The sequence below is a fragment of the Geomonas terrae genome, assembly GCF_004791675.1.
GTDB lineage: Bacteria > Desulfobacterota > Desulfuromonadia > Geobacterales > Geobacteraceae > Geomonas > Geomonas edaphica.
On record NZ_SRSC01000001.1, the window covers coordinates 1,657,642 to 1,680,501 of the forward strand.

General features: G+C 61.6%; 21 protein-coding genes and 1 rRNA gene. 14 read left to right on the forward strand and 8 right to left on the reverse strand.

From position 1 onward, the window contains the following. Nucleotides 1–153 precede the first annotated feature (153 nt). The 5 genes from E4633_RS07165 to E4633_RS07185 all read left to right on the forward strand — a co-directional run bounded on the left by E4633_RS07165 (nucleotide 154) and on the right by E4633_RS07185 (nucleotide 3,755). Nucleotides 154–414, forward strand: a complete 261-nt coding sequence (locus E4633_RS07165) for a hypothetical protein (RefSeq protein WP_246037943.1) — start codon at nucleotides 154–156, stop codon at nucleotides 412–414. 294 nt (nucleotides 415–708) lie between these two features. Continuing rightward, nucleotides 709–2,070: a sigma-54-dependent transcriptional regulator gene (locus tag E4633_RS07170; RefSeq protein WP_135869523.1), complete on the forward strand. Its 1,362-nt coding sequence runs from the start codon at nucleotides 709–711 to the stop codon at nucleotides 2,068–2,070. Then, nucleotides 2,070–2,585 (forward strand): TlpA disulfide reductase family protein, encoded by a 516-nt coding sequence (locus E4633_RS07175; protein ID WP_135869524.1) that lies wholly within the window; start codon nucleotides 2,070–2,072, stop codon nucleotides 2,583–2,585. The genes E4633_RS07170 and E4633_RS07175 overlap by 1 nt, the downstream gene beginning before the upstream one ends. A gap of 52 nt (nucleotides 2,586–2,637) precedes the next feature. Continuing rightward, a complete protein-coding gene (locus tag E4633_RS07180; protein WP_135869525.1) occupies nucleotides 2,638–3,354 on the forward strand; it encodes a cytochrome c biogenesis CcdA family protein in 717 nt (238 codons plus the stop codon). Beyond that, entirely contained in the window at nucleotides 3,351–3,755 is a 405-nt protein-coding gene (locus E4633_RS07185; RefSeq protein ID WP_135869526.1) for a VOC family protein, read from the forward strand. The genes E4633_RS07180 and E4633_RS07185 overlap by 4 nt, the downstream gene beginning before the upstream one ends. 3 nt (nucleotides 3,756–3,758) lie before the next feature. Here E4633_RS07185 and E4633_RS07190 read toward each other — a convergent pair whose 3' ends face one another. From E4633_RS07190 to lptF, 3 genes are read right to left on the reverse strand one after another with little or no spacing between them, the layout of a single operon-like run. Further along, nucleotides 3,759–4,649, reverse strand: a complete 891-nt coding sequence (locus E4633_RS07190; RefSeq protein WP_135869527.1) for an IPT/TIG domain-containing protein — start codon at nucleotides 4,647–4,649, stop codon at nucleotides 3,759–3,761. A 57-nt stretch (nucleotides 4,650–4,706) separates the two neighbouring features. After that, nucleotides 4,707–5,789: an LPS export ABC transporter permease LptG gene (gene lptG / locus E4633_RS07195; RefSeq protein WP_135869528.1), complete on the reverse strand. Its 1,083-nt coding sequence runs from the start codon at nucleotides 5,787–5,789 to the stop codon at nucleotides 4,707–4,709. Next, nucleotides 5,786–6,949: an LPS export ABC transporter permease LptF gene (gene lptF, locus E4633_RS07200; protein ID WP_135869529.1), complete on the reverse strand. Its 1,164-nt coding sequence runs from the start codon at nucleotides 6,947–6,949 to the stop codon at nucleotides 5,786–5,788. The genes lptG and lptF overlap by 4 nt, the downstream gene beginning before the upstream one ends. Before the next feature lie 99 nt (nucleotides 6,950–7,048). Between lptF and E4633_RS07205 the strand changes: the two genes are divergently transcribed. The 7 genes from E4633_RS07205 to E4633_RS20545 all read left to right on the forward strand — a co-directional run bounded on the left by E4633_RS07205 (nucleotide 7,049) and on the right by E4633_RS20545 (nucleotide 16,578). Further along, the gene (locus E4633_RS07205; protein WP_135869530.1) at nucleotides 7,049–7,732 is read left to right on the forward strand and encodes a Crp/Fnr family transcriptional regulator; all 684 of its coding nucleotides are present in this window, start codon (nucleotides 7,049–7,051) and stop codon (nucleotides 7,730–7,732) included. Nucleotides 7,733–7,950: 218 nt separating this feature from the next. Next, nucleotides 7,951–9,573 carry a sensor histidine kinase gene (locus E4633_RS07210; protein ID WP_135869531.1) on the forward strand — a complete coding sequence of 541 codons (1,623 nt, stop codon included), beginning with the start codon at nucleotides 7,951–7,953 and terminating at the stop codon, nucleotides 9,571–9,573. A gap of 1 nt (nucleotide 9,574) precedes the next feature. Continuing rightward, nucleotides 9,575–9,949 carry a response regulator gene (locus E4633_RS07215; RefSeq protein ID WP_129124502.1) on the forward strand — a complete coding sequence of 125 codons (375 nt, stop codon included), beginning with the start codon at nucleotides 9,575–9,577 and terminating at the stop codon, nucleotides 9,947–9,949. Between the two features lie 170 nt (nucleotides 9,950–10,119). After that, entirely contained in the window at nucleotides 10,120–12,630 is a 2,511-nt protein-coding gene (locus tag E4633_RS07220) for a mannose-1-phosphate guanyltransferase (RefSeq protein ID WP_135869532.1), read from the forward strand. A 45-nt stretch (nucleotides 12,631–12,675) separates the two neighbouring features. After that, on the forward strand, nucleotides 12,676–14,868 hold the full coding sequence (locus tag E4633_RS07225; protein WP_135869533.1) for a glycoside hydrolase family 57 protein: 2,193 nt from the start codon (nucleotides 12,676–12,678) through the stop codon (nucleotides 14,866–14,868). 83 nt (nucleotides 14,869–14,951) lie between these two features. After that, complete coding sequence (glgA, locus tag E4633_RS07230) at nucleotides 14,952–16,412, forward strand: glycogen synthase GlgA (RefSeq protein WP_135869534.1); 1,461 nt, start codon at nucleotides 14,952–14,954, stop codon at nucleotides 16,410–16,412. Between the two features lies 1 nt (nucleotide 16,413). Then, nucleotides 16,414–16,578, forward strand: a complete 165-nt coding sequence (locus tag E4633_RS20545) for a hypothetical protein (protein ID WP_198419395.1) — start codon at nucleotides 16,414–16,416, stop codon at nucleotides 16,576–16,578. 75 nt (nucleotides 16,579–16,653) lie between these two features. Here the strand turns inward: E4633_RS20545 and E4633_RS07235 are convergent, their stop codons facing one another. The 5 genes from E4633_RS07235 to E4633_RS07255 all read right to left on the reverse strand — a co-directional run bounded on the left by E4633_RS07235 (nucleotide 16,654) and on the right by E4633_RS07255 (nucleotide 21,433). Further along, nucleotides 16,654–17,679, reverse strand: coding sequence for a hypothetical protein (locus E4633_RS07235; protein ID WP_135869535.1), 1,026 nt, complete (start codon nucleotides 17,677–17,679; stop codon nucleotides 16,654–16,656). A gap of 73 nt (nucleotides 17,680–17,752) precedes the next feature. Beyond that, nucleotides 17,753–18,556 carry a peptidoglycan editing factor PgeF gene (pgeF, locus tag E4633_RS07240; RefSeq protein ID WP_135869536.1) on the reverse strand — a complete coding sequence of 268 codons (804 nt, stop codon included), beginning with the start codon at nucleotides 18,554–18,556 and terminating at the stop codon, nucleotides 17,753–17,755. A 50-nt stretch (nucleotides 18,557–18,606) separates the two neighbouring features. After that, nucleotides 18,607–19,575 carry an RluA family pseudouridine synthase gene (locus E4633_RS07245; RefSeq protein WP_135869537.1) on the reverse strand — a complete coding sequence of 323 codons (969 nt, stop codon included), beginning with the start codon at nucleotides 19,573–19,575 and terminating at the stop codon, nucleotides 18,607–18,609. A gap of 100 nt (nucleotides 19,576–19,675) precedes the next feature. Continuing rightward, nucleotides 19,676–19,939, reverse strand: coding sequence for a hypothetical protein (locus E4633_RS07250; RefSeq protein WP_135869538.1), 264 nt, complete (start codon nucleotides 19,937–19,939; stop codon nucleotides 19,676–19,678). A 60-nt stretch (nucleotides 19,940–19,999) separates the two neighbouring features. Continuing rightward, nucleotides 20,000–21,433, reverse strand: a complete 1,434-nt coding sequence (locus E4633_RS07255; protein ID WP_135869539.1) for a DegQ family serine endoprotease — start codon at nucleotides 21,431–21,433, stop codon at nucleotides 20,000–20,002. A 166-nt stretch (nucleotides 21,434–21,599) separates the two neighbouring features. Here E4633_RS07255 and E4633_RS07260 point away from each other — a divergent pair, with 166 nt between their 5' ends. Both E4633_RS07260 and E4633_RS07265 read left to right on the forward strand, forming a co-directional pair. Continuing rightward, the gene (locus tag E4633_RS07260; RefSeq protein WP_135869540.1) at nucleotides 21,600–22,199 is read left to right on the forward strand and encodes a helix-turn-helix domain-containing protein; all 600 of its coding nucleotides are present in this window, start codon (nucleotides 21,600–21,602) and stop codon (nucleotides 22,197–22,199) included. A 579-nt stretch (nucleotides 22,200–22,778) separates the two neighbouring features. Further along, nucleotides 22,779–22,860, forward strand: a 16S ribosomal RNA gene (locus E4633_RS07265); the annotation flags it as partial.

A 22,860-nucleotide genomic window follows, 5' to 3' on the forward strand; every position in this document is an offset into this window, starting at 1 on the left:
ACCATTAATGAGCGTCGGTTATCCGGCGCTCATTTGTGTTTACAAGGTATCACGGGCTTTTTGCCGTCACTGCGCATCTTCTCGGCTCCTTGGTGCGGTTCTTGCTCTCTGAGCCTGACTTCATTTTATGCGATGTGTTTTTTGGGGGGGGATGTGGACGAAGAGATGTTACTGCACTCGTCTGAGTTGGAAGTTAACGGTGAAACCTTCAGCATAAGCGTCTTCTGCAGCGCTGCCGGCCGCTTCTTCGCCAAGACCTGCCTTGGCGAGGAGGATTTCATTATCACCGACGGCCCTTCGCTGACAGAGACCCTGAAGCGCCATGAGGACCTGCTGCCGCTCGCGGTAGGCACCAGAGAACTGACCCAGTGCTACCTGGGGAATCCGCGCCGGCCCAGAGGCCGCCGCCCGTAGCATAAGGCCGCGGCCCCCATTCAGGGCAGAACGGCCCCTTTTCCTGCACCACCTCTCGGGTGGTGCTCGGCCTCCCTTTTTCTTTTTCCCGCCTTATAGATGCGCGGCCCCTTTAGGCACCGCTCACGTCCGCTTCCCTGCCGCTTGACTCCCCAAGCCCCGCTGTTCCGTGTCCGAAATGAGAAGGCCGGCGGGGGGGGACTCATTATAAAAAGGGTTGCCCTACCCCCGCAAATCGGTTACAAATTGACGTTGGAGTTCCATTAATATCCCGTCACCCTCGTCAGGAATCCCATGCCCCCAAAGATTCTCATCATCGACGACGATAGTTCGCTGCGGCGCGTTCTCGAGTACAACCTGGAGCAGGAGGGGTACCACGTCTACACCGCTGAGGACGGGGCGGCCGGCCTGAGACTTTTCGAGGAGAGGTCGCCCCAACTGGTGATCACCGACCTGAAGATGCCGGGTATGACCGGCTTCGAGGTGCTCTCCGCGGTCAAGGAGCGGGCCCCGGCAACGGTGGTGATCGTGCTTACCGCATTCGGCGCCATCGATACCGCGGTGGAGGCGATGAAACTCGGGGCTTTCCACTACCTCACCAAGCCGTTCAACCGTGAGGAACTGAAGATCACCGTGCTGAAGGGGCTTCAGCTCCAGGGGCTCTCTGAGGAGAACCGCCTGCTGAAGGAGGAGCTCTCGGGGCGCACGGAATTCAACAGCATCGTGGGCACCTCCCGTGCCATGGAAGGGGTCTTCTCCGTGGTGCGCAAGGTGGCCGACACCGAAGCCACCGTCCTCATCACCGGTGAGTCGGGAACGGGGAAGGAACTCGTGGCCCGGGCCATCCACTCCGGCAGCTCGCGCCGGGAAGCCCCCTTCATCGCGGTCAACTGCGCGGCCATTCCGAAGGACCTCCTGGAAAGCGAGCTTTTCGGGCACGTGAAAGGCGCCTTCACCGGCGCCATCCGTGACAAGGAGGGGAAGTTCCAACTGGCCGACGGCGGCACCATCTTCCTCGACGAGGTGGGGGATCTCCCTCTCGAGCTGCAGCCCAAGCTGCTTCGGGTGCTGCAGGAGCGCGTGGTGGAGCCGGTCGGCGGCACCTCGCTGCAGAAGATCGACCTAAGGGTGGTCGCTGCCACCAACGCCGACGTCGAGCGCTCCATCGCGGAGGGGAAGTTCCGCGAGGACCTCTACTATCGACTCTGCGTCATCCCGATCCAGCTCCCGCCGCTACGCGAGCGCGCCGAGGACATCCCGCTACTGATTCGATATTTCTGCGCGAAGTTCGGGGCCGAAGGGGTCTCCTTCACCAAGGAGGCGCTCGCGCGGCTCAAGGAGTACGCCTGGCCCGGCAACGTGCGCGAACTGGAGAACACGGTGGAGCGCCTGCTGATCATGCGGGAGGGGGACCAGATCGGGGTGGACGAGCTCCCTGGTAAGATCTCCGCCGTCCCACCTCCTGCCGAGGGGGGGGTGCTGCGCCTCCCGGCAGGCGGGTACTCGCTCGAGCAGCTCGAGATGGAGGCGGTCATGGAAGCGCTCAACCGCTGCGACTGGAACCAGACCGCAGCGGCCAGATTCCTGCGCATCCCGCGCCACACGCTGATTTACAGAATGGAAAAATACAGTATCGTACAACCGGGGAGGAAATGATGAGGCGTTTGTTCGGTTTATTGTTGGTGGTCGTGCTTTTTGCCGGCGTTGGGTGTACCAAGAAGGAAGCCGCGCTGCCGGCCACGGAAGGAAACCCCGCTCCGGAATTCACGCTTAAGGACCTCTCTGGAAAGTCGGTGCAGCTCTCCTCCCTCAAGGGGACGGTGGTGCTGGTCAATTTCTGGGCCACCTGGTGCCCCCCCTGCCGCGAAGAGATTCCCTCCATGGTGAAGCTGAACCAGGCGATGCAGGGTAAAAACTTCCAGATGCTCGCCATCTCCATCGATGAAGGCGGCAAGGGGGCCGTCGAGGACTTCTTCAAGCAGGGAGGCGTCACGCTCCCGGCACTGCTCGACACCGACGGAAAGGTCGCGCGCCTCTACGGGACCACCGGTGTCCCCGAGACCTTCGTCGTCGACACGAAGGGTATGATCGTCAAAAAGGTGGTCGGTGGCATGGACTGGAGCAACCCCCAGGTGATCCAGGCCCTCGAGCAGTTGATGTCCGGCAAGTAGCACGACCGCCCCGCTGCCGCGGGGCGTACGTACCGTGTGAGGAGGAAAAAACATGGAAACAACCAACATCAGCATGATCGGCGCATTCGTGGCGGGCTTGCTGTCTTTTCTTTCTCCGTGCGTGCTGCCGCTCATCCCGTCTTACATCACCTACATCACGGGCCTTTCCTTCGCGGACCTGAACGCGGAGCACCCAAGCCACAAGGTGCGGCAGCAGACCATCATCCACTCCCTGCTCTTCATCGCCGGGTTTACCTGCGTCTTCGTCCTGCTGGGCGCCTCGGCCACCCTGGTCGGGGACTTCCTGCATGAGCACAAGACCGCCATCCGGCGCATCGGCGGCATCCTCATCGTCGTCTTCGGCATTCACGTTGCGGGCTTCTTCGACATCACCATGCTCCTCGGGGAGAAGAAGCTGACCCTGCACCGCAAGCCCGCAGGCTACCTCGGCAGCGTCGTCGTCGGCGTGGTCTTCGCCGCGGGGTGGACCCCCTGCATCGGCCCGATTCTCGCCACCATCCTGGCCGTCGCTGCCACCGAGGGACGCGGCGTCTGGCTGCTGCTCGCCTACTCCATGGGGCTTGCCATCCCCTTCTTCCTCGCCGCGCTGGCCCTGCACCAGTTCCTGGTTTTCTTCAGGCGCTTCAAGCGGCACATCCGGCTCTTTGAGGTCATCACCGGCGTGTTCATGATCGTAATCGGCATCCTGATCTTCACCAACTCCATGGTGCTGATAAGCAGTTACACGAGCGCCTGGTTCGGCGAGTGAACGGAGCCGCCATAGCCATTCAGCTCTGCGTCTCCGACCTCGGGACCACGGAGGCCTTCTACGCGGGGATCCTGGACCTGCCGCTGCAACGGCCGGTGACCACGCTTGGCGCTCCGGAGCACCTGCTTTTGGAGACGGAGGAATTTCAGATCATCTTCGTGGAGGATGCTGCGGTAGCGCAACTGCATCCGATCCTGCAGGCGCGCCTTGAGGGGTTCCCGCGTGGGGTGGGGATGACGATTCATCTCGCCGTGGAGGGGATTGCCGACATCTACCAGGAACTCCTCGAGGAGGACCTGGAGATCCTTTACCCCCTGGAGCGCAAGCCGTACGGCACCTATGAGCTCTGGTGCTTCGATCCGGACGGCTACCTGGTCGTCCTGGAGGAGCCGGTCGACTAAGCCTCAGGGAGCACTGATGGTGAAAAGAGGGCTCTCCTCGCCGTTTTGGTTCACCACCTGCAGGATGATCTGCTTGGGGGTCGGGTCGTAGGGGAACCTCTGGTAGACCATCTGGTTGCACCCGCCGTAGACGAGCTGCTCACGCTCTCCCACCAGCTGTTTTCCCGTCGAAAGCCTCTTGCCGTCCACTACCAGCACCGATGTCTGCTGGAAATTCCGTCCCGTCACGACCAGCTCGTAATAATTCACGAACTCCCTGCCGATGGAGACGCCGGCGATCTCCGGCTTCGCATCGATGAAGAGCGCGGCTGCGCCGGAGGTGGCGTCGCCCGGGTTTCTCACCTGCACCTGGTGCATCCCGGCGGCAAGCGCAGGGGTGGTGAAGGCGAGGGATGTGGGGGAGATGATGCGGGTGCCGACGGCCGCCCCGTCGAGCAGGACGCGGGTGCCGTTGCGGAAGTTCGCGCCGTTCACGAGCACCTCGCGCTCCCGGCCGGTGGCGCAGGCGGTCACCGTGTCTGGGGAGAGGGTGGAGATGACCGGTTTCTGGGCGAGCAGCACGAAGTTGAACGGGCGCGTGGTGGCGCCGTCCTCCCGCTTCAGGAAGAGGGCATAGGCGCCTGGAGGAAGGTCGGGGAGCTCGAAGGTGATGATCCGGCTCCCGACGACAGCGGCGGGGATGTCCCGCGCCCCCATGGCCACCGTCGTTGCCGTGGTGAAGCCGGTGCCGTTCAGGGTTACCGTTGCTCCGGGCTCCCCTTGGGCCGGCAGGATGCTGAGCACGCTCAGGGACTGGAGCCGCGATGACGGAGCCGGAACAGGCGCTTGCTGCGCGATTGCCGCGGTGAGAGAAGCGAGGAGGACCAGCAGGGTGATGGTAAGCGTGCGGAGCATGATCTGCCCTCCCATGAGAGGTTCATAGCAACGTCTCAAATTTTCGGCGCTCTTTGGCTAGTTGTCAATGGTCAGCGACAACCACCCGCCGGCGGCGAAGAAGATGAAGTTGGTGGCCCAGGCTGCGACGATCGGCGGGAGCAGGCCGACCTGCCCGACCGAGATGATCACCGAGTTCACGATCACGTAGAGAAAGCCCAAGCCGATGGAGAGGCCGATGCCGAAGGCGATGCCGCTGGAGCGTCCCCCGCGCAGCGCGAAGGGGATACCGAGAAAGGCCATCACCGCGCAGCCAAACGGCAGCGATATCCTGCTGTGGAACTGGGTGATGTAGCGGGTCGCGTCGTACCCTCCCGCCTGGATCTTCTTGCAGTAGCGGTTCAGCTCCCTGAGCGTCATGCTGTCGGAATACTTGCCGAGCACCTTGAGGTCGGCGGGCTTCAACTTGAGCGGCACGACAAGCTGCGGGATCTTTCCAGTATGTGCCACCTCCCCCGCCACGATGTCGCGCGTCACCACGTCGTTCAGCACCCACCCCTTCGGCCCGAGCTGCCCGCTCGCCGCGTCGGTGCGCCTGAGCGGCAGGCCTGTCTTAGGCTGGACCTCCCAGATGGTGACCCCCTTCAGCTGGTTCTGCGCCGGCTCGAAGAGGCTCGCTCTGAGCACGGTGCCCCCCTCGCGGTGCCATATGTTGTGCTGCCTGAAGTAGGCCTTCTCCGCCTTCTTCATGATCAGCACCTCCTGGATGTAGCTGCGCTTTGCGTAGCTCTTGGGGATGACGAACTCCGCCAGGAGCAGCACCAGCATGCTCACCAAAATGGCTATGGAAAGTATGGGGGCGCTGATGCGAGCGAGGCTCACGCCACAGCTACGCATGGCGGTGAGCTCGGAGCTGAGCGAGAAGGCACCCAAGGTGAGCAGGGTGGCCATGAGCACGGCGAGCGGGGCCGCGTCGCTCAGCATCTCCGGGACTTTTAGTAAAAAGTACAGCGCCATGTGTTGCCACGAGGCGCCGGCGCGGGAAAAGCGGGAGATCTTCTCCATGAAGTCGACCACGAGGTAGATGGTGACGAAGGAGCCGATGCAAAGCCCGAGCATCCTCACGTACGCCCTGGCGACGTAGCGGGTAAGTATCCTCATCGCTTGCCCCCCTTGCCGAAGCGGGTCCGCATGAGCTCCTTCATTTGCGGGTAGAGGCCGGTCAGCGGAAGCGGTTCCTCGGCGGCCGTTTTCATGAAGAGATATACCCCGGCGGCGAGGAACAGGAGGTTCGGGCCCCAGCCGGAAAGAAGCGGCGGCAGGATGCCGTGCTCACCCAAAGTGTCGAAGGCCGAGAGGGCGACGTAGTAGCAAAGGATCACCGCTATACTGAGCGAGAAACCGGAGGCCTTCCCTGAGCGGCGGTTCTGGATCCCGAGCGGCACCCCCATGAAGGTGAAGACGATGCAGGAGAAGGGGAGCGCCAGCCGGCTGTGCAACTCGAGGCTGCGCGCCAGCACCTCCTTTTTGTCGGTACCCTTCGGCGGATGGAGCAACTCGTCGATGGTCATCTCGCTCGCCTTCTTGGGCCCCTTCGGGACCGTGTCGGTCAGCGCCACCCGCAGGACGTACTCCTGGAACTGCACCATCCGGTACCCCCCCTTGTCCTCGGTGCGGTGGATGGAACCGTTTTTGAGCTGGAATTCCATCGAGTGGGTTTTGGGGTCGGAGTAGAGCGCGCCGGTTTCGGCGAAGATGGTGGTGGGGGTCTTCGGGTCCCGCTCGTCGTGGACGATCACGCCTGCCATGTTCTGGGCCTTGGCGTCCAGGGTTTCGGCGTAGATCACCATATCCGGGAAGGCGTTGTTGAAGACCTTCTCCTTGATGGAGATGCCGGCACTACTCTGGGCGATCTCCAGCATGAGCGCCTTGAAGGAGCTGTTCCCCCAGGGGATGGCGTACACGGTGACCCACATGCAGAGCAGGCTCGCGAAGGCGGAGAACAGCAGCGGCGGTGGAAGCAGACCGTAGAGGCTGATGCCGCAGCTCTTCATGGCGGTCACCTCGCTGTCGCCGGACAGGCGGCCGAAAGCGAGCAGGATGGAAAGGAGCAGGGCCATCGGAATGGTGAAGAGCCAGAAGGACGGAAGCAGATAGCTCACCATGCGCAGTACGTCGGTGAAGGGGACACCCTTCTCGACCACCATCTCGGCGAGTTTGAGAAAACGCCCCATGAGCAGCACGAAGGTGAAGGTCACCATGCCGACCAGGAAAGGGGGCGGTATCTCGTTGAAAATGTAGCGGTACAGGGTCTTTTTCATGAATTCGTGATCTTACATGAGATGACAGGCGAAGTAAAGGCAGGAGCGCGGTCAACAACCTCTTGACCTCCCTTTTCTTTTTGCTGTAAAAAGGACGACATGGAAAACAAGGACATCATAAGGAAAGCGCTGCTTTTTTCGGGACTGGAGGACGAGTACCTCGTCGAAGTCGCCGATATCGCCGTCAGACGTCCCTTCGCCAAGGGGGAAACCATTTTCACCGAGGGGGAAAAGGCCGAAGGTTTCTACCTCCTCGCTTCCGGGGCGCTGAAGCTCTGCAAGATCTCGCCGGACGGCCGAGAGAAGGTGCTGCACATGGTGCACCCGGTGGAGACCTTCGCCGAGGCCGCCTTCTTCGGTGACGGGAAATACCCGGCCGAGGCCCGCGGCGTCGAGAGGGGAGAGGTCATCTTCTTCCCCAGGGGCGCCTTCATGGGGCTTTTGGAGCGCAACCCGCGCTTCGCGATGAACCTGATCGCATCGCTGTCGCTCCTGTTGCGCCGCTTTGCCCGCCAGATCGAGGAGCTCTCCTTCGCCGACGCCCCCTCGCGCCTGGCCTCCTACCTGCTCGATCTTGCCGCGCGTAAGAGCACGAGCTATCAGGGTAAGACCTATCTGGAGCTCGACATGCGCAAGGGGGAGCTCGCCTCCCGCCTCGGCACGGTGAGCGAGACGCTCTCCCGCACCTTCAAGAAGATGAAGGACGAGGGGGTCATCGAGCTGGACGGCAACAAGGTGACCATCATGCATATGGAAAAGTTGAGGATGATCGCGGGGAAATAACCTGCTTTAAAAGATAATACGTACAACGAAGGGCCCCCGGTTACCACCGCGGGGCCCTTTTTTTAGGTCCTTTCGGCCCGGCGGCGTAAGTTCTTCTGCGCAAATTGTTAATTAATAATTTTAAGAAAAAGTTCACCATGCGCTTGAAATGGTTATGCGGGGTGCTATACTTTGCCGCGTTCGTTTGCCATAAAATGAAGCCGGACCCTGGAGGGCGCTTGGATTGGGAATGCTGTTGGAGTAGGGACCATATTGAGGCCGATCATTGCCCGTATGTGGGCGAGGGGGAGGAGGACCTCCTTTCCTCCCAGCGCCGCAGGATCGTTGAGAAGTGCGTAGAGTGCCCCCGCTTCAAGAACGACCTGGCCCGGATGAAGGGCGCAGGTTATCCGCTTTCTGATGTCCTCCCCTACATACTGACCGAGTTCCAGGAGCAGAAGGCCCAGATGGGGGCCATGCTGAGCTTTCTCAACAGCAGGACCCGTGAGATAAAGTTCCTGCGCGAGGTCGGCCTCGTACTGCAAAACTCCATAGACCTGGACGAGGTGCTGTCCATCGCCATGACGGCGATCACGGCGGGGAAGGGGTTCGGGATGAACCGGGCTTTCCTGCTGATGACGGACAAGGAGCGGCGCAACATCCGCGGCTACCTGGGGGTCGGCCCGCGCGACTACGAGGAGGCATGGCGCACCTGGGAGGACATAAGCCGCAGCAATTTCACCCTGAGACAGCTCGCGCGCGACTTCCAGAAGACGAAGCTCACCTCGGAGAAGGTGAAGTTCCATGACATCCTGCAGCAGCTCACCGTCCCCCTGGCCGACCAAGGGCACATCTTCAACCGCGCGCTGCGCGGCAAGAAGCCGATTCTCGTCGAGAACGCCCTGAACAACCCCGACCTCGACAGGGGGCTTGCCCGCATCCTGGGCGTCGACACCTTCCTGGTCATGCCGCTCATCTCCAGAAACCGCCGCATCGGCGTGATCATTGCCGACAACTGCATCACCCACAAGCCGATCACCCTGCAGGACATGCAGTCGCTGGAGACCTTCGCCTTTCCGGTTGCCTTCGCCCTCGAGCGCGCTTCACTGTACGAGCGACTCCAGGAGGAGGTGGCCAAGCAGAAGGCGGCGAATCTGAAGCTCAGGGAACAGCAGGAACTGATCGTGAAGATGGAGAAGATGGCGCTGGTCGGCAAAATCACCTCCAGCATCGCCCACTCGATAAGAAACCCGCTCATGGTGATCGGCGGCTTCGCCCGCACCCTGCTGAAAGGGAGCAGCGCCGACGACGAGAAGCGGAGCTACCTCGAATCGATCGTGCGCGAGACCCGGCAGCTCGAGGAGGTGCTAAGCGAGGTGCTCGACTACTCGGAGTCGCTCTTCCCGGTCACCGACTACTGGGATCTGAACGAACTGGTGGTGAAGGCGATGGGTGAACTGGAGGGGGTGATGAACGGGGCGGGGGTCGCCTGCCGCATGGAGCTCGCTCCCGACCTCCCCGTGGTGCGCATCGATTACAAGCAGATCAGCTACTGCCTTAAAACCATCACCACCACCGCCCTCTCTGCCATGGAACTTGGGGGGGAGCTTCACGTGGAGAGCCTCAAGGACGGCGAAGCGGTGCTGCTGCGCGTGACCGACGACGGCAAGCCCTTAAGCGAGACGGCACAGGTGGCACTCACCACTCCGTTTTTCCAGACCCAGGAGCTCGGCGAGGGGGTCGGCCTTTCCCTTTGCAAGTCGATCCTGGAACGGCAGGGAAACTCCCTAACGATAACTGGCCGCCCTGGCGGCGGAAATACATACAGCATCAGGCTTTTGACGAAAAAGGAGAACATCTGACATGGCGAAACTGTTGGTTGTGGATGACGAGGCGAACATAAGGCTTCTGTACGCCGCGGAACTCAGCGACGAGGGGTACGACGTGGTAACCGCCGGCAGCGCACTCGAGGCGGTGGAGAAGCTGGAGTCGGAGAGTTTCGACCTCGCGGTGATAGACATCAAGCTGAAAAACGAAAGCGGCATCGAGCTTTTGCAGCGCATCGTCAAGGAGCGTCACACCGTTCCGGTGATCCTTTGCACCGCCTTTTCCTGCTACAAGGACGACTTTTCGGCCTGGCTCGCTGACGGCTACGTGGTCAAGTCGAGTGACCTCCAGGAGCTGAAGGACGAGATCGCCCGCGTCCTCGCCAAGAGGCAGAAGGCGGCCTACACCTAGAATAAGTGTGATGAGTCGAATTACCTTTACGAACTCCGTTCGTGGCGCAGTGCGAAGACTTAATGCCCGAGTAGATCAGGTGGTAGATCAGCGGGCTGTTAATCCGTGTTCCGTAGGTTTTCATCTTGCCGTTAACACTTAATCCCAGTTTGACCTTGGAGGCTTCACCTATGAAGGCAGTCATCATGGCGGGCGGCTTCGGCACCCGCATGCAGCCGCTCACCTGCAACATCCCCAAACCGATGGTTCCGCTCATGAACCGCCCCATCATGCTGCACATCGTCGAGCTTTTGAAGAAGTACGGTGTGACCGACCTGGTCATGCTCCTTTATCACCAGCCGAGCGTCATCAAGAACTTCTTCCGTGACGGCGCGGACCTTGGGGTTCGCATCACCTACGTCACGCCGCTCGAGGACATGGGGACCGCCGGTGCGGTGAAGTGCGCCGAGAAGTACCTGGACGAGCGCTTCCTCATCATCAGCGGGGACCTTCTGACCGACTTCAACCTCCAGAAGGTGATCGACTTCCACGAGAGCAGCAAGGCGCTTGCCACCATCACCCTCACCTCGGTGAAGGACCCGCTGCAGTTCGGCGTGGTGATCACGGACAAGGACAGGCGCATCACCCAGTTCCTCGAGAAGCCGGGGTGGGGCGAGGTGATCTCGGACACCATCAACACCGGGATCTACGTGCTCGAGCCGGAGATCTTCAAGTTCATCCCCGAGGGGGAGAACTTCGACTTCTCGCAGGACCTCTTCCCGCTTCTTTTGAAGAAGAAATCCCCCCTGTTCGGCTTCCCGGTGAAAGGGTACTGGCGCGACATCGGCAACACCGACTCCTACCGCGAGGCGCACCACGACATCCTTAAGGGGAAGGTCGGGGTGAAGGTGGACGAGCCCAGGCGCGAGATGGCGGGGGTGGACCTGCGGGTCGGCTCCGATGTCAGGCTGAGCGAGGGGACCGTGGTGGAGGGGACCGTCGTCGTGGGGGACAACTCCCAGGTACAGGGTGGCGCGGAGATCAAGGATTCCGTCATCGGCCGCAACTGCATCGTCGAGGCGGGGGTGAAGCTGACCCGGGCCGTGATCTGGGACAACGTCTACATCAAGAAGGGGGCCAAGATCAACGACTGCGTGGTCTGCAACAACGTAAGCGTCGGTGCGGCCACCATCATGGAAGAAGGTGGCGTGATCGCCGACGACACCTCCATCGGCGAGGAGAGCTACATAAAGCGTGACGTGAAGATCTGGCCCCGGAAGGTGATCGAGGGGGGCTCCACCGTGACCGGCAACCTCATCTGGGGCGAGCGCTGGAAGAAATCGCTCTTCGAGGGGGAGATGATCAAGGGGCTCACCAACATCGAGCTCACGCCGGAATTCGTCGCCAAACTGGGCTGCGCCTACGGCACCTCGCTACCCAAGGGGAGCCACGTTCTCGTCGGCCGCGACGCGACCCTCTCCTCCCGCATGCTGAAGAGGAGCTTCCTCGGGGGGATCCTCTCCGCGGGGGTCAACGTGCGCGACATCAGGATGGTGTCGCTTCCCATCCTGCGCTACAAGCTGCGCACCTTCGGCGAGGTGGGCGGGGTGCACTTCCGTCAGTCGCTCGAGGACCCGGCCACCACCGAGATCGTCTTTCTCGATGCCGACGGCCTCGACTTCTCCTCTTCCATGGGCAAGAACATCGAGCGCATCTTCTACAAGGAGAACTTCCGGCGCGCCCACCACATGGAGCCGGGTGGGATCACCGAACTCCCGCAGGTGATGGACTTCTACCGCGAGGGGTTCTTCCGCGGCCTCGAGCAGCAGATCATCAAGAGCGCGACACCCAAGGTGGTGATCGACTTCAACCACTCGGCCGCCGGGCAGATCCTCCCCCAGATCCTGAACGATCTTGGCTGCGAGGTGATCGGTCTCAACACCTACCTCGACGAGCAGCGCGGCTCGAAGACGGTGGACGAGAAGCCGAACAGCCTGCAGCAGCTCGCGAAGATCGTCGTCACCCTCGAGGCGAAGGCGGGCTTCTGGCTCGACCCCACCGCCGAGGAGGTGGTGCTCGTGGACGAGACCGGGAGGATCTACCAGCCCGAGGAGTATTTGAGCCTCATGACCGCGCTCATGCTGAAAAGCGGTGCCCGGGGCGCCTTCGCCATCCCCGTGTCGGCGCCTTCGGTGATCGAGCAACTGGCCCAGGAAAACGGCTGCTCGGTGCGCCGTACGAAAAGCATGGACCGCTCCATGATCGAGGCGGCCATCTCCCCCGAGGTGGTGATGGCCGGTTCCATGGCCGGGCGCTTCGCCTTCCCCAGGTTCCAGGCGGCCTTTGACGGCATGTTCACCATCGCGAAGACCATCGAGCTTGCCACCGCCGCGGGGGTTCCCATCTCGCGGGTACTGAAGGAGGTGCCGAAGAGCTCCTTTTTGCAGGGGCGGGTTCCCTGCGTCTGGGAGAAGAAGGGGGGGATCATGCGCAAGATGAGCGAGGACAGCCTGGAGAAAGAGGCGTCCTTCCTCGACGGCATCAAGGTCTCCTTCGGCCAGGACTGGGTGCTCGTCCTGCCTGACCAGTACCAGCCGGTGATCCACGTGGTAGCCGAGGCGAAGGATCCGAGGACGGCGCAGCGGCTTTTGGAGGATTACATGAAGAAGGTCGAGCACTGGAAAAAGGAGCTGGCCCTGTAGCGGACCCGGCGGCCCCTTCATCCGGCGCCGCCAAAAGGGGAGAGCATGACCGAACCACTTTACCTCACGCTGCTTTGGCACATGCACCAGCCCTTCTACAAGGAACCGGTCCGGGGGGAGTACCTGCTCCCCTGGGCCTACCTCCACGCGGTGAAGGACTACTACGACATGCCGGCCATCGTGGACGCGACCCCTGGCGTGAAGGTGGTGTTCAACCTGGTCCCCTCGCTTTTGGAGCAGATCCTCGACTACGCCTCGGGGGAGGCGGTCGATCCGTACCTCGACCTCGCGCGCCGCGCCCCTGCGGAGCTGACCCTCGCTGACCGCATCTTCCTCCTGGAGAACTTCTTCTCCGCGAACCGGCGGCGCATGATCGAGCCCTACCCACGCTACCACGAGCTGTACCGCATGGCGGGAGAGGGCGTCCCCGGAAGCGTCGCCTCCCGCGTCTCACTTTTCACCGAGAGGGACCTCCTCGACCTGCAGGTCTGGTTCTACCTTGCCTGGACCGGTGAGGCGGCCCGCAACCGTTTCCCCTGTTTTCGCGACCTGATCCGCAAGGGGGAGGGGTTCGACGCGACGGACAAGGCGCTTTTGCTCGATACCCAGCGCAGCCTCATCGCCGGGATCATCCCGCTTTACCGCAAGCTGCACGACGAGGGGAAGGCGGAGCTCTCGGTGAGCCCCTATTTCCACCCGATCCTCCCCCTGCTGTGCGACTCCCGCGTCGCCCGCATCGCGCAGCCTGGGGTGAACCTCCCGGGCATCCCGTTCCGCTGTCCCGAAGACGCGAAGAGCCAGCTCCGGCACGGCATCGAGAGCTTCCGCAGGCTTTTCGGCTTCGACCCGGCGGGGGTGTGGCCCTCGGAGGGGGCGCTAAGCGACGAGGTGCTGGGGATCATGGCGCAGGGGGGGCTCTCGTGGACCGCTTCCGACGAGCGGCTCCTCTCCCGCACCCTGCCCGGGGGGCTCGGGCGCGAACGTGAGGCGCTCTACCACCCCTACCTCTTCCAGGAGGGGGACCGGGAGATCGCGCTCTTCTTCAGGGACCAGGTCCTCTCGGACCAGATCGGTTTCACCTACTCGGATTGGGAGCCGGAGCGTGCCGCGGCCGACTTCGTGGCGCGGGTCAGGGAGGTGCACCGGCACTGCCCCGAGGCGCGGGTGGTCCCGGTGATCCTCGATGGTGAAAACGCCTGGGAGCACTACCAGGAAAACGGGCTCCCCTTCCTCTCGAGACTCTACGCGGCCCTCACCCAGACCGCAGGGGTGGAGCTCGCCACCTTCACCGAGGTGCTGGAGCGGGTCCCGGAGCGTCGCTCCATCGGGCACATCCATCCCGGCTCCTGGATCAACGCCGACTACGGCATCTGGATCGGGCACCCCGAGGAGAACAAGGGATGGGAGTACCTGGCTAGGGCGAGGGAGGCGGCGACCAAGGGAAGCGCGGAAGCGGCGCGCCTTTTGACCGGCGGCGAAAGCTCGGACGATACGGCACGGCGCGCCTGCCGGGCGCTTTACGCGGCGCAGGGAAGCGACTGGTTCTGGTGGTACGGCGACGATCACAGCTCGGCCCACTCCGGCAGCTTCGACCTTTTGTTCAGAAGCCACCTGATCAGCGTCTACCGCCTCCTTTCGCTGGAGGTGCCGGGCGAGCTGCACGAGCCGATCAAGCGCCAGCGTCCGGCCGGTTTCGTGCGGGCCCCGTCGCGGCTCATCACCCCTTCGCTGGCGACCGCGGCCGGGGACTACCTCGAGTGGCTTAGCGCCGGACTTTACGACCTGACCCGCCAGGGAGGTGCGATGCACGCCGCCGAGAGCGTGCTGCAGTCCTTTTTCTACGGCTACGACCTCGAGTTCCTCTACTTCCGCATCGACGGCGTGCAATCCATGGAAAATGTGCTGCAGCCCGGTGACGCCCTGTCGCTGCACCTGATAAGGGGACGCGAGTACCGTGTCGAGATGCGGCCGGGTGCCGGGGAAGGGGAGCTGCAGCTGCTCGAAGAGGGGCGCTGGCTTCCCTGTGGCGCCCTCGCCCGCTACGCGGTCGGGCGCAGCGCCGAACTGCGCGTCCCGCTAAACGGCCTCGGGCTCGATGCCGGCGACCGGCTCTCGTGCTACCTGATCCTTTCGAGGGTCGACACTCCGCTCGGGCGGTGGCCCGCCGAGGCCCCGCTGCCCATTGCCTACGCAGGCCCGGGGCTCGGGGTGGATGGAGGCGTGCCCGAAGGTTCTTAAATTTTTCTTCTACAAAAAAACTTTACCCGGGGGCGCTCTTAATCTAGAATGTCCCTATAATTCCAGGGTGTTAGAGGATTTACATGAAGATTTTGTTTGTTGCGTCGGAGGTTACTCCCTTTGCCAAGACGGGAGGTCTGGCGGATGTTGCCAGCGCCCTTCCCAAGACCCTCAGGACGCTTGGCCATGACGTTCGGATCATGATGCCCTTCTACTCGGTGGTCGAGCGGGGGGGGATGGCGGTGCGCAAGGGGCGCAAGAGCGCCTCGGTCATGGTGGACGGCGTCGAGAAAAAAGGGTTCCTGCGTCAGGCGGCGCTCGGCGAGATACCGGTCTACCTCATCGAGAACAAGGAGTACTTCTCCCGCGACGAGCTCTACGGCACCCCCGGCGGCGACTACCCCGACAACGCCCAGCGTTTCTCCTTTTTCTGCCGCTGCGTCCTGGAGCTCCTGAAGAAGATGGACTTCAGGCCCGACATCATCCACTGCCACGACTGGCAGACCGCACTCATCCCGCACTACCTGAAGCACGAGCGCAAGAACGATCCCTTCTTCGCAAGGACCGGGATCATCTTCACCATCCACAACCTCGCCTATCAGGGGCTCTTCCCGCGTGAGGAGCTTTCCACCATGGGGCTCTCCAAGGAGTGCTTCACCATCGACGGGCTTGAGTTCTACGGCAAGATAAACCTCTTGAAGGCGGGGATACTCGCAGCCGACAGCGTCACCACCGTCTCGGAGAACTACTGCCGCGAGATCTGCACGCCGGAGATGGGGTGCGGCCTGCACGGCGTGCTGCAGACGAGGAAGGATGACCTGGTGGGGATCCTGAACGGGCTCGACTACGAGGAGTGGAACCCCGCCATGGACAAGGAGATCATGAAGAACTACAGTCATGCCTCCCTCTCCGGAAAGATGGTGGACAAGATCGGCCTGCAGCGCCTCATGGGGCTCGCCAGTGCCCCCGACACCCCGGTCTTCGGCATGGTGTCGCGCATGGTGGCGCAGAAGGGGTTCGACCTGATCGCGGAGCTGTTGCCGGTGATCGCCAAGGCGCCCATGCAGTTCGTCATGCTGGGCAGCGGCGAGGAGCGCTACGTCAAGGCGTTCACCGACGTCAAGGCCGCGGGCGCGCGCAACATCGCCTTCGCCGCCGGCTTCGATCACAGCCTTGCGCCCAAGATCTACGCCGGGAGCGACATGTTCCTCATGCCCTCCTTCTTCGAGCCGTGCGGACTGGGGCAGTTGATCGCCATGCGCTACGGGACCGTCCCCGTGGTGCGCCGGACCGGCGGGCTTGCCGACAGCGTCTTCGATCCCCGCGACAACGACAAGACCCCGAACGGCTTCGTCTTCGAGGAGTACAGCGCGGAGGCGTTGTGGGAGGCGATGAACCGGGCCATCACCGCATACCAGGACAAGGCGTTCTGGAAAAAGCTGATGCGGCGCGGCATGAGCAGCGATTACTCGTGGCAGAACTCGGTGCAAAAGTACCTGGACCTGTACCGCAAGGCCCTGCTGCGCAAGGGAGGGGAGGCGTAGGGTGGAACACGAAGATCTTGATGAACTTGCCGGAGAGATCCGTCGTCTCATCGAAAGCAACAAGGAATTCCTGAAGCGGGTGAGCGACGAGGATTACGAAGACGAAGAGGAAGGGGAGGCGGAAGAGGAAGAGGCCGAGGACCCGGAAGAGTTTGAAGAGCTTTAGGCACCGCCCGGAGAAAACGGCGGTGGTCGGATGAGAAAGGCGGCGCCGGGGAAACCCTGGCGCCGCCTTTTTAGTTTACTTCGCGGGAGGCTGTTCCGGGACGATGTCGCCCGGGGTGACGGAGACCGGTGTCGCGGGTACCGGCGCCGGGGCGGCCTGGATCGCCTGGGGTGTCACGGCCGGCGCGGCGGGCGCCGCCGGAGCTACTGGGGCCGCGGCAGGTGTTGCGGGCGGGTTGTAGTACACCGGTGCTCCTCCTCCCGGGGCGGGAGCCGCTTCACGTTCCTTCTCCTTGCCGCCGAAGAGCGGCGTGTAGGTCTTCATGAGCGCAAGCATCTCCTCGAACTGCTTCACGTACAGGGTGGAGACCTCCGGTGCGTTGGGGACCGAGGATGCCTCTGTCTTCGCGAAGGCCGCGTTAACGCCGGCTACGGTCTTGAACTTCACGTCGACCTTCTCGGTCAGGTTCGCCGCTGCCTCGTCGAAGTCGGGGTACTGAAGAGCGAAGAACAGCGGGTAGGAGAGCCTGCTCGTCTTGAAGTTCGGGTACTCCCAGATGGTGTTCCCTTCGCGATCCAGCATCTGCGCCGTCATGGAGAGGTAGTTGAAATCGGTCTCCAGGTAGGAGAGGAGGTTGCTCGAGAAGACCTTGCCCGGCCTGGTGAGGCCGCTCACGGTAACAAAGAGCATGGCGTCGAGCCCGTTTTGGGCGAGGAGCTGCTTCAGCTCTTCCTTCTTCACGAAGTACTTGTTGTAGATGATCCCAGCGTCGTCGCGCCGCTCACGGTTCCATACCAGGGTCTCGAAGAGCCTCGCCGCGTCACCCTCTACCGGACGGACCGCGTAGAAGATGCCGGTGCTTCTCAGCTTGGCGATGAGCTCCTTCTCGTTTTTCATGTTGTAGGTGCGCACGATGGAGACGATGGACGCCTTGTCGGGGTGCCGGATGTCCGATTCCGCGTCGGTGAAGATCGGGGCCACACCGATGGTGCGCACCTTTTTCTCCAGGGTCTCCTGGGGGATGTTGTAGTAGTTGTGGGCGCAGCCGAAAAGCGCGCTCACCGCCATCATGAGCAGGGCAAGTCTTAACAAGTTCCGCATCTGTGGACGCCTCCTGTAAAGGATTCTAACTCTCCGCCGTCTTATATCAGAAGCTTGGTCGGAGCGCTACAGCTTATTGCTCGGCATCGAGCATGATGAAGCCGACCTGCCTGCCGGTGTCACCCTCGTCGCGGCGGTAGGAGAAGAAGAGCTCCTGGTTGCAGCTCACGCAGTGCTCGCTCACCTGGACGCGATCGGCGGCAATCCCTGCGTCGGTAAGGAGCATGCGGTTCGCAGCACCCAGGTCGAGCATCCACTTCCCTTCGCCCTTGTCGGTGGCGCAGAGCTCCCACGGGATCCCCGCCTTCTTGAAGGCGTCGCGCACCGGGGCGTCCACCTCGTAGCAGCATGCTCCGATGTGCGGACCGACGGCGGCCTGGATGTCCTTCTTGTCGCAGTTGAAGAGGCTCACCAGCGCTTCGACACCCTTTCCGGCGATGTTCCCGGCGGTACCCTGCCACCCCGCATGGAGGGCGGCGACGACCTTGCGCACCGGGTCGTGCAGCAGGATGGGTACGCAGTCGGCCACGCAGACCGCGATCATGATGCCGGGCTGATTGGTGACGATGCCGTCACACTCGAGCTTGAGAAAGTGGGAGAGCTCGGGGTTGGGCGCGTCTATCACCAGGAGGTCGGTGCCGTGCACCTGGTTGACGGTGAGGAAGCGGTCCAGGGTGGAGCCGAGGCTCCTAGCGAGCAGGCTGCGGTTCCCCTCGACGTTGTGCGATGAGTCCAAGGTGTTGCTGCCGAGGTTGAGCGAGTTGTACGGAGGGCGCGAGACTCCTTCGTGGCGGGTGGTGAAACCGGCGACGGCACCCCTCGTGGCCGCGAAGCGCGGCTTCAGATACTGGATTTTTCCTGCTTTCTGCATTTCCATGAATGGCACCTCTTGTATGTATATGGGAGCTGTCGAACAGCCCCTCGTCCTTACTCCGTATCGGCTGTTTTTTCTGTAAGGTAGGCGATGATCCCCGCCATGTCTTCCGGGAGCTCGGTGTCGAACTCGAGGTACTGTCCCGTCACCGGGTGCAGGAAGCCCAAGGTCTTCGCATGCAGCGCCTGGCGCCCCATCGTCTTGATCATCTGTTTCAGCACCGGGTCCTTCACCTGGACGAGCCTGCTCCCCCCGCCGTAGACCTCGTCTGCCAGAAGCGGATGCCCCGCCTCGGAGAGGTGCACCCGGATCTGGTGCGTGCGGCCGGTCTCAAGCCTCAGGCGCACCAGCGTGATGCCGGGGAAGCGCGCCTCGACGCGCCAGTGGGTGATGGCGTTCTTGCCGTGCCTGGCCTTGCCGGACATCTTCTTCCGGTCCACCGGGTGCCGGCCGATGATCGACTCGATGCGCCCCTTGTCTTCCTTCAGGTTCCCGTACACGAGGGCCAGGTAGATCCTCTTTATGCTGTGCACCTTGAACTGGTCGGAGAGCGCGTTGTGGGCCCGGTCGCTTTTGGCGATGACCAGAACACCAGAGGTGTCCTTGTCGATGCGGTGCACGATCCCCGGACGCAGCTCGCCTCCGATGCCGGAGAGGTCCTTGCAGTGGGCAAGCAGCGCGTTGACAAGGGTGCCATCCGCGTTGCCGGCCCCCGGATGCACCACCAGGCCTGCGCCCTTGTTGATCACGATGACGTCGGGATCCTCGTAGAGCACCTCGAGCGGGATCTCCTGCGGCTGCGGCTCGGCCGGCGTGGGAGGGGGGACGATGACGGTAACGACGTCGCCTCCCTTCAGCTTGAGCGAGGCCTTCTGCTTCTGGCCGTTCACCGTGGCGCAGCCGTTATCGATGAGCCTTGCCGCGGCTGAGCGGGTGAGTTCGGGGACGCTGCGGGAGATGAAGCTGTCCAGCCGCTCGGCATCGGTGTCCATGGGGAAAGTTAGTTCGATGGGGTGTTCCATGTAAGGCCCTGTTTCCCGGAAAGGGAGATTCGTTAAAAAAAGCGCGGGCGCGTTTCGAATGGAAGCGCGCCCGGGACTGTCTAAAGTTGTATTGACCTGCCTACCAGATGGATGATTCGATCTTTCCCGCCCGTTTGATCAGTACGTCGACTACGGCAATGTCGAAGATGTTCGATTCCGCCAGACCCTTGGTCACTCGGGACTGGAAGTGCTCCCTTCCTTCGTTTAGTTGATCCTGCAAGAGCTCGAAGATGTTGTCATCCTTGATGCCCTGTTCGACCTTCTCGCGGTTGTACATAGCTACATCGGAAATGATGGCCCTGGCAAGTCTTCTGGCCTGATCTGGGTTTTCTATGAGACTCATCGATCTCTCCCGGGGGGGGCAAATGTCAGGCGACACTATACGCAGTTTTTGCCGAAGATTCTATCTTAATTTTAAGGCGAAATAGATGCTGGCGTTGCCCCGGCGTACGAGCAATGCCACGGCGCCGCGGTTGGCAGCATCCTTCATGGACTTTTGGTACTCAGCGAGGTTGCGCACCTTTCTCTGGTTCACCGAGACGATGACGTCGCCGCGCTGGATACCGCTCTCCTCGGCTATTCCCCCAGGCTCGAGGTCGCTCACCACCACGCCGGTCATGCCACGGCGACGCGCATCGGGGCCTAATTCCTCAACCGAAAGGCCTAAAACCCCTGCTTCGCGATCCGGTCTTTGCGCCTGAGGCTGGGCCTGCGCGCTTTCCGCCGGTGCGGTGGTGACCTGGACCTTCAGCTGTTTGCCGTCACGGTAGAGCTCCACCTCCACCTTCTTGCCGATCGGGGTTTCCCCGACGAGCCGCTGCAGCTGGCGCACGTCCTTCACTGCCGTGCCGTTGAAACCGGTGATGATGTCCCCCTGCACGATGCCTGATTTCGCGGCGGGGCCGCCGGGAACCACCTCGTTGACGAGGGCTCCGCTTGCCCTTGGCAGACCGAAGGATTTGGCCATCTCCTCGGTGACCGACTGGATCGATACGCCGAGCCAGCCGCGGCTCACGTTCCCCTTGCTGATGAGCTGGGTCACCACCTGCTTCGCCATGTTCACCGGAATCGCGAAGCCGATCCCCTGTCCCGCGGCGACGATGGCGGTGTTGATCCCGATCACCTCCCCGTAGATGTTGAGGAGCGGGCCGCCCGAATTGCCGGGGTTGATGGAGGCGTCGGTCTGGATGAAGTCCTCGTAGGTCTCGATCCCCATGTTGGAGCGGCCGGTCGCCGAGACGACCCCGACGGTGACGGTACGGTCAAGGCCGAAGGGGTTGCCGATGGCGATGGCCCACTGGCCCACCTGCAGCTTCGTCGAATCGCCAAGGACTGCGGCCGGGAGCGGTTCCTTCGCGTTGATCTTGATGACGGCGATGTCGGTCTTCGGGTCGGAGCCGATCACCTTGCCGGTGTAGACGCTCTCGTTGGAGAGCTTCACCTGGATGGTCTCCGCGTCCCTGACCACGTGGTCGTTGGTGACGATGTACCCTTCCTGGTTCAGGATGAAGCCTGAGCCTAGGCTGCTTTCCCTTCTGTACTGCGGGCGGCCCATGTCGCCGAAGAAGTCTTCGAAAAACGGCGAGCCCTCAAAGAACGGGCGCACCAGTTTCTTCTTCCCTATGGTGGAGATGTTCACCACGGACGGTGTGACTTTTTTGACAAGAGTGGTGAAGGCCTGCTGGGTGACGAGTATGTCCTTGGGGACTTCCTGGACCGGTGCCGGAACAGATTCCTTTCTGTTCGACTCGTACAGCATGGCGCCCTCTTTCTTCTTGCAGGAAGTAAGGACGGTGGAAAGGATGAGGAATACGGCGAGCAGTCTGATACTTTTCATTGAGTCCCTCCTTAGGAGAAAACAGGTAGAAGGAAGGAAAAAGCCTAGCCAAAAACCGGATTGATGTCAACCCCTTCCGCCTCGTGACACAGACACTATAAGAATAACTATTTACCCCTTGACGGCAGATCGCTATTTGAATATATATGCTGAACGGGGGTGCTGCGTGCAAGAGAAGATCAAGCAGGAAATCAGAGAGATGAAGCTGGGTGAGAAGGTGCGTGGACTGCGCCAGGAACAACGGCTCACCCTCCAGGCGCTGGCTGACATGACCGGATTGTCGAAGCCGCTCTTGTCTCAGATCGAAAACGATCAGGTCACACCGCCCATTGCTACCTTGCTGAAGATCGCCAAAGGGCTCAAGGTAGGGATCCACTACTTCTTTGAGGAGGCGGGTGACAGGCAGAAGTTCATGCTGACCCGCGGAGACCAGTCTCCCTTGGGAAGCCAGCGTCGTCCCGGCAAGGAGAACGTCCAGCAGGGCTACATGTACAAGCCGCTCGCACCGGGCATGCGCCAGAAAAAGGTGGAGCCTTTCCTGATCGAGTTCGAGCAGCGTGAGTGGGACAGCAGCCTCTTCTATAGCCACGAGGGGGTGGAGTTCCTCTATCTGCTCGACGGTGAGCTGGAGTTCCACTATGCCGACGAGGTAATGCGGCTGTACCCGGGGGACAGCATATACTATGAGTCCTCCGAGCCGCATGGTTATGTTTCTGTCGGCGAGATCCGTGCCCGTGCCGTTGCCGTCCTCTATACGAAGAGCTGACGCTCTTCTGCCACAGCTGCAAAAGAAAGCGCTGCCACCGAATCGTCTGGAAGTCACTATCTATAGACGGGGCGATTGGTCGCGCTTTCTTCGTTTGACAAACTCTTTGGTGCAGTTAGTATTTGAAACTGTCACTCCTCCCCGCTAAAGACAACTGCCTATTTCCCGTCTGTCTTCCGTTCCCGTAATTGAAGAGTGCCCTTGGCAGGTTGCTACAGTCCTCTTTCCGGCTATGACTGGTTGCCTGCGTAAAACGGATTAGAGAAAATTATTCATTAAGTCGTTGACGATGCGGACGCGCTTTGTTATAAAGCTGGACTCCGCAGCAACGACGTTCTTTTCAACCGAATATTTGGACCGGCAGTCACCGCAGGAAAGTTGCGGCGGCGGCAAACCTGAGAAAGATTTAAGAAAAGAAAATCTTGACAGGTTGGAACGGTTCAGGTAGGGTGCTGAGTCTGTCGCAAACAGCGGCTTGGTCTTTGAAAACTAAATAGTAGACGAAACAGCAGTTGCGAGTTTCAAAAATGTAACAAGTCAGTTGTTTCAAACTAGAATCGGATTTTCCGGTTTCACTTTAAACTGGAGAGTTTGATCCTGGCTCAGAACGAACGCTGGCGGCGTGCTTAACACATGCAAGTCGAACGGGATCCAGAGCTTG

Excerpts from the sequence above, each read along its gene's own strand:
- E4633_RS07170 (WP_135869523.1), top strand. The coding sequence starts at position 709 with ATGCCCCCAAAGATTCTCATCATCGACGACGATAGTTCGCTGCGGCGC.
- E4633_RS07175 (WP_135869524.1), top strand. The coding sequence starts at position 2,070 with ATGAGGCGTTTGTTCGGTTTATTGTTGGTGGTCGTGCTTTTTGCCGGC.
- E4633_RS07180 (WP_135869525.1), top strand. The coding sequence starts at position 2,638 with ATGGAAACAACCAACATCAGCATGATCGGCGCATTCGTGGCGGGCTTG.
- E4633_RS07190 (WP_135869527.1), bottom strand. The coding sequence starts at position 4,649 with ATGCTCCGCACGCTTACCATCACCCTGCTGGTCCTCCTCGCTTCTCTC.
- lptG (WP_135869528.1), bottom strand. The coding sequence starts at position 5,789 with ATGAGGATACTTACCCGCTACGTCGCCAGGGCGTACGTGAGGATGCTC.
- lptF (WP_135869529.1), bottom strand. The coding sequence starts at position 6,949 with ATGAAAAAGACCCTGTACCGCTACATTTTCAACGAGATACCGCCCCCT.
- E4633_RS07205 (WP_135869530.1), top strand. The coding sequence starts at position 7,049 with ATGGAAAACAAGGACATCATAAGGAAAGCGCTGCTTTTTTCGGGACTG.
- E4633_RS07215 (WP_129124502.1), top strand. The coding sequence starts at position 9,575 with ATGGCGAAACTGTTGGTTGTGGATGACGAGGCGAACATAAGGCTTCTG.
- E4633_RS07220 (WP_135869532.1), top strand. The coding sequence starts at position 10,120 with ATGAAGGCAGTCATCATGGCGGGCGGCTTCGGCACCCGCATGCAGCCG.
- E4633_RS07225 (WP_135869533.1), top strand. The coding sequence starts at position 12,676 with ATGACCGAACCACTTTACCTCACGCTGCTTTGGCACATGCACCAGCCC.
- glgA (WP_135869534.1), top strand. The coding sequence starts at position 14,952 with ATGAAGATTTTGTTTGTTGCGTCGGAGGTTACTCCCTTTGCCAAGACG.
- E4633_RS07235 (WP_135869535.1), bottom strand. The coding sequence starts at position 17,679 with ATGCGGAACTTGTTAAGACTTGCCCTGCTCATGATGGCGGTGAGCGCG.
- pgeF (WP_135869536.1), bottom strand. The coding sequence starts at position 18,556 with ATGGAAATGCAGAAAGCAGGAAAAATCCAGTATCTGAAGCCGCGCTTC.
- E4633_RS07245 (WP_135869537.1), bottom strand. The coding sequence starts at position 19,575 with ATGGAACACCCCATCGAACTAACTTTCCCCATGGACACCGATGCCGAG.
- E4633_RS07250 (WP_135869538.1), bottom strand. The coding sequence starts at position 19,939 with ATGAGTCTCATAGAAAACCCAGATCAGGCCAGAAGACTTGCCAGGGCC.
- E4633_RS07255 (WP_135869539.1), bottom strand. The coding sequence starts at position 21,433 with ATGAAAAGTATCAGACTGCTCGCCGTATTCCTCATCCTTTCCACCGTC.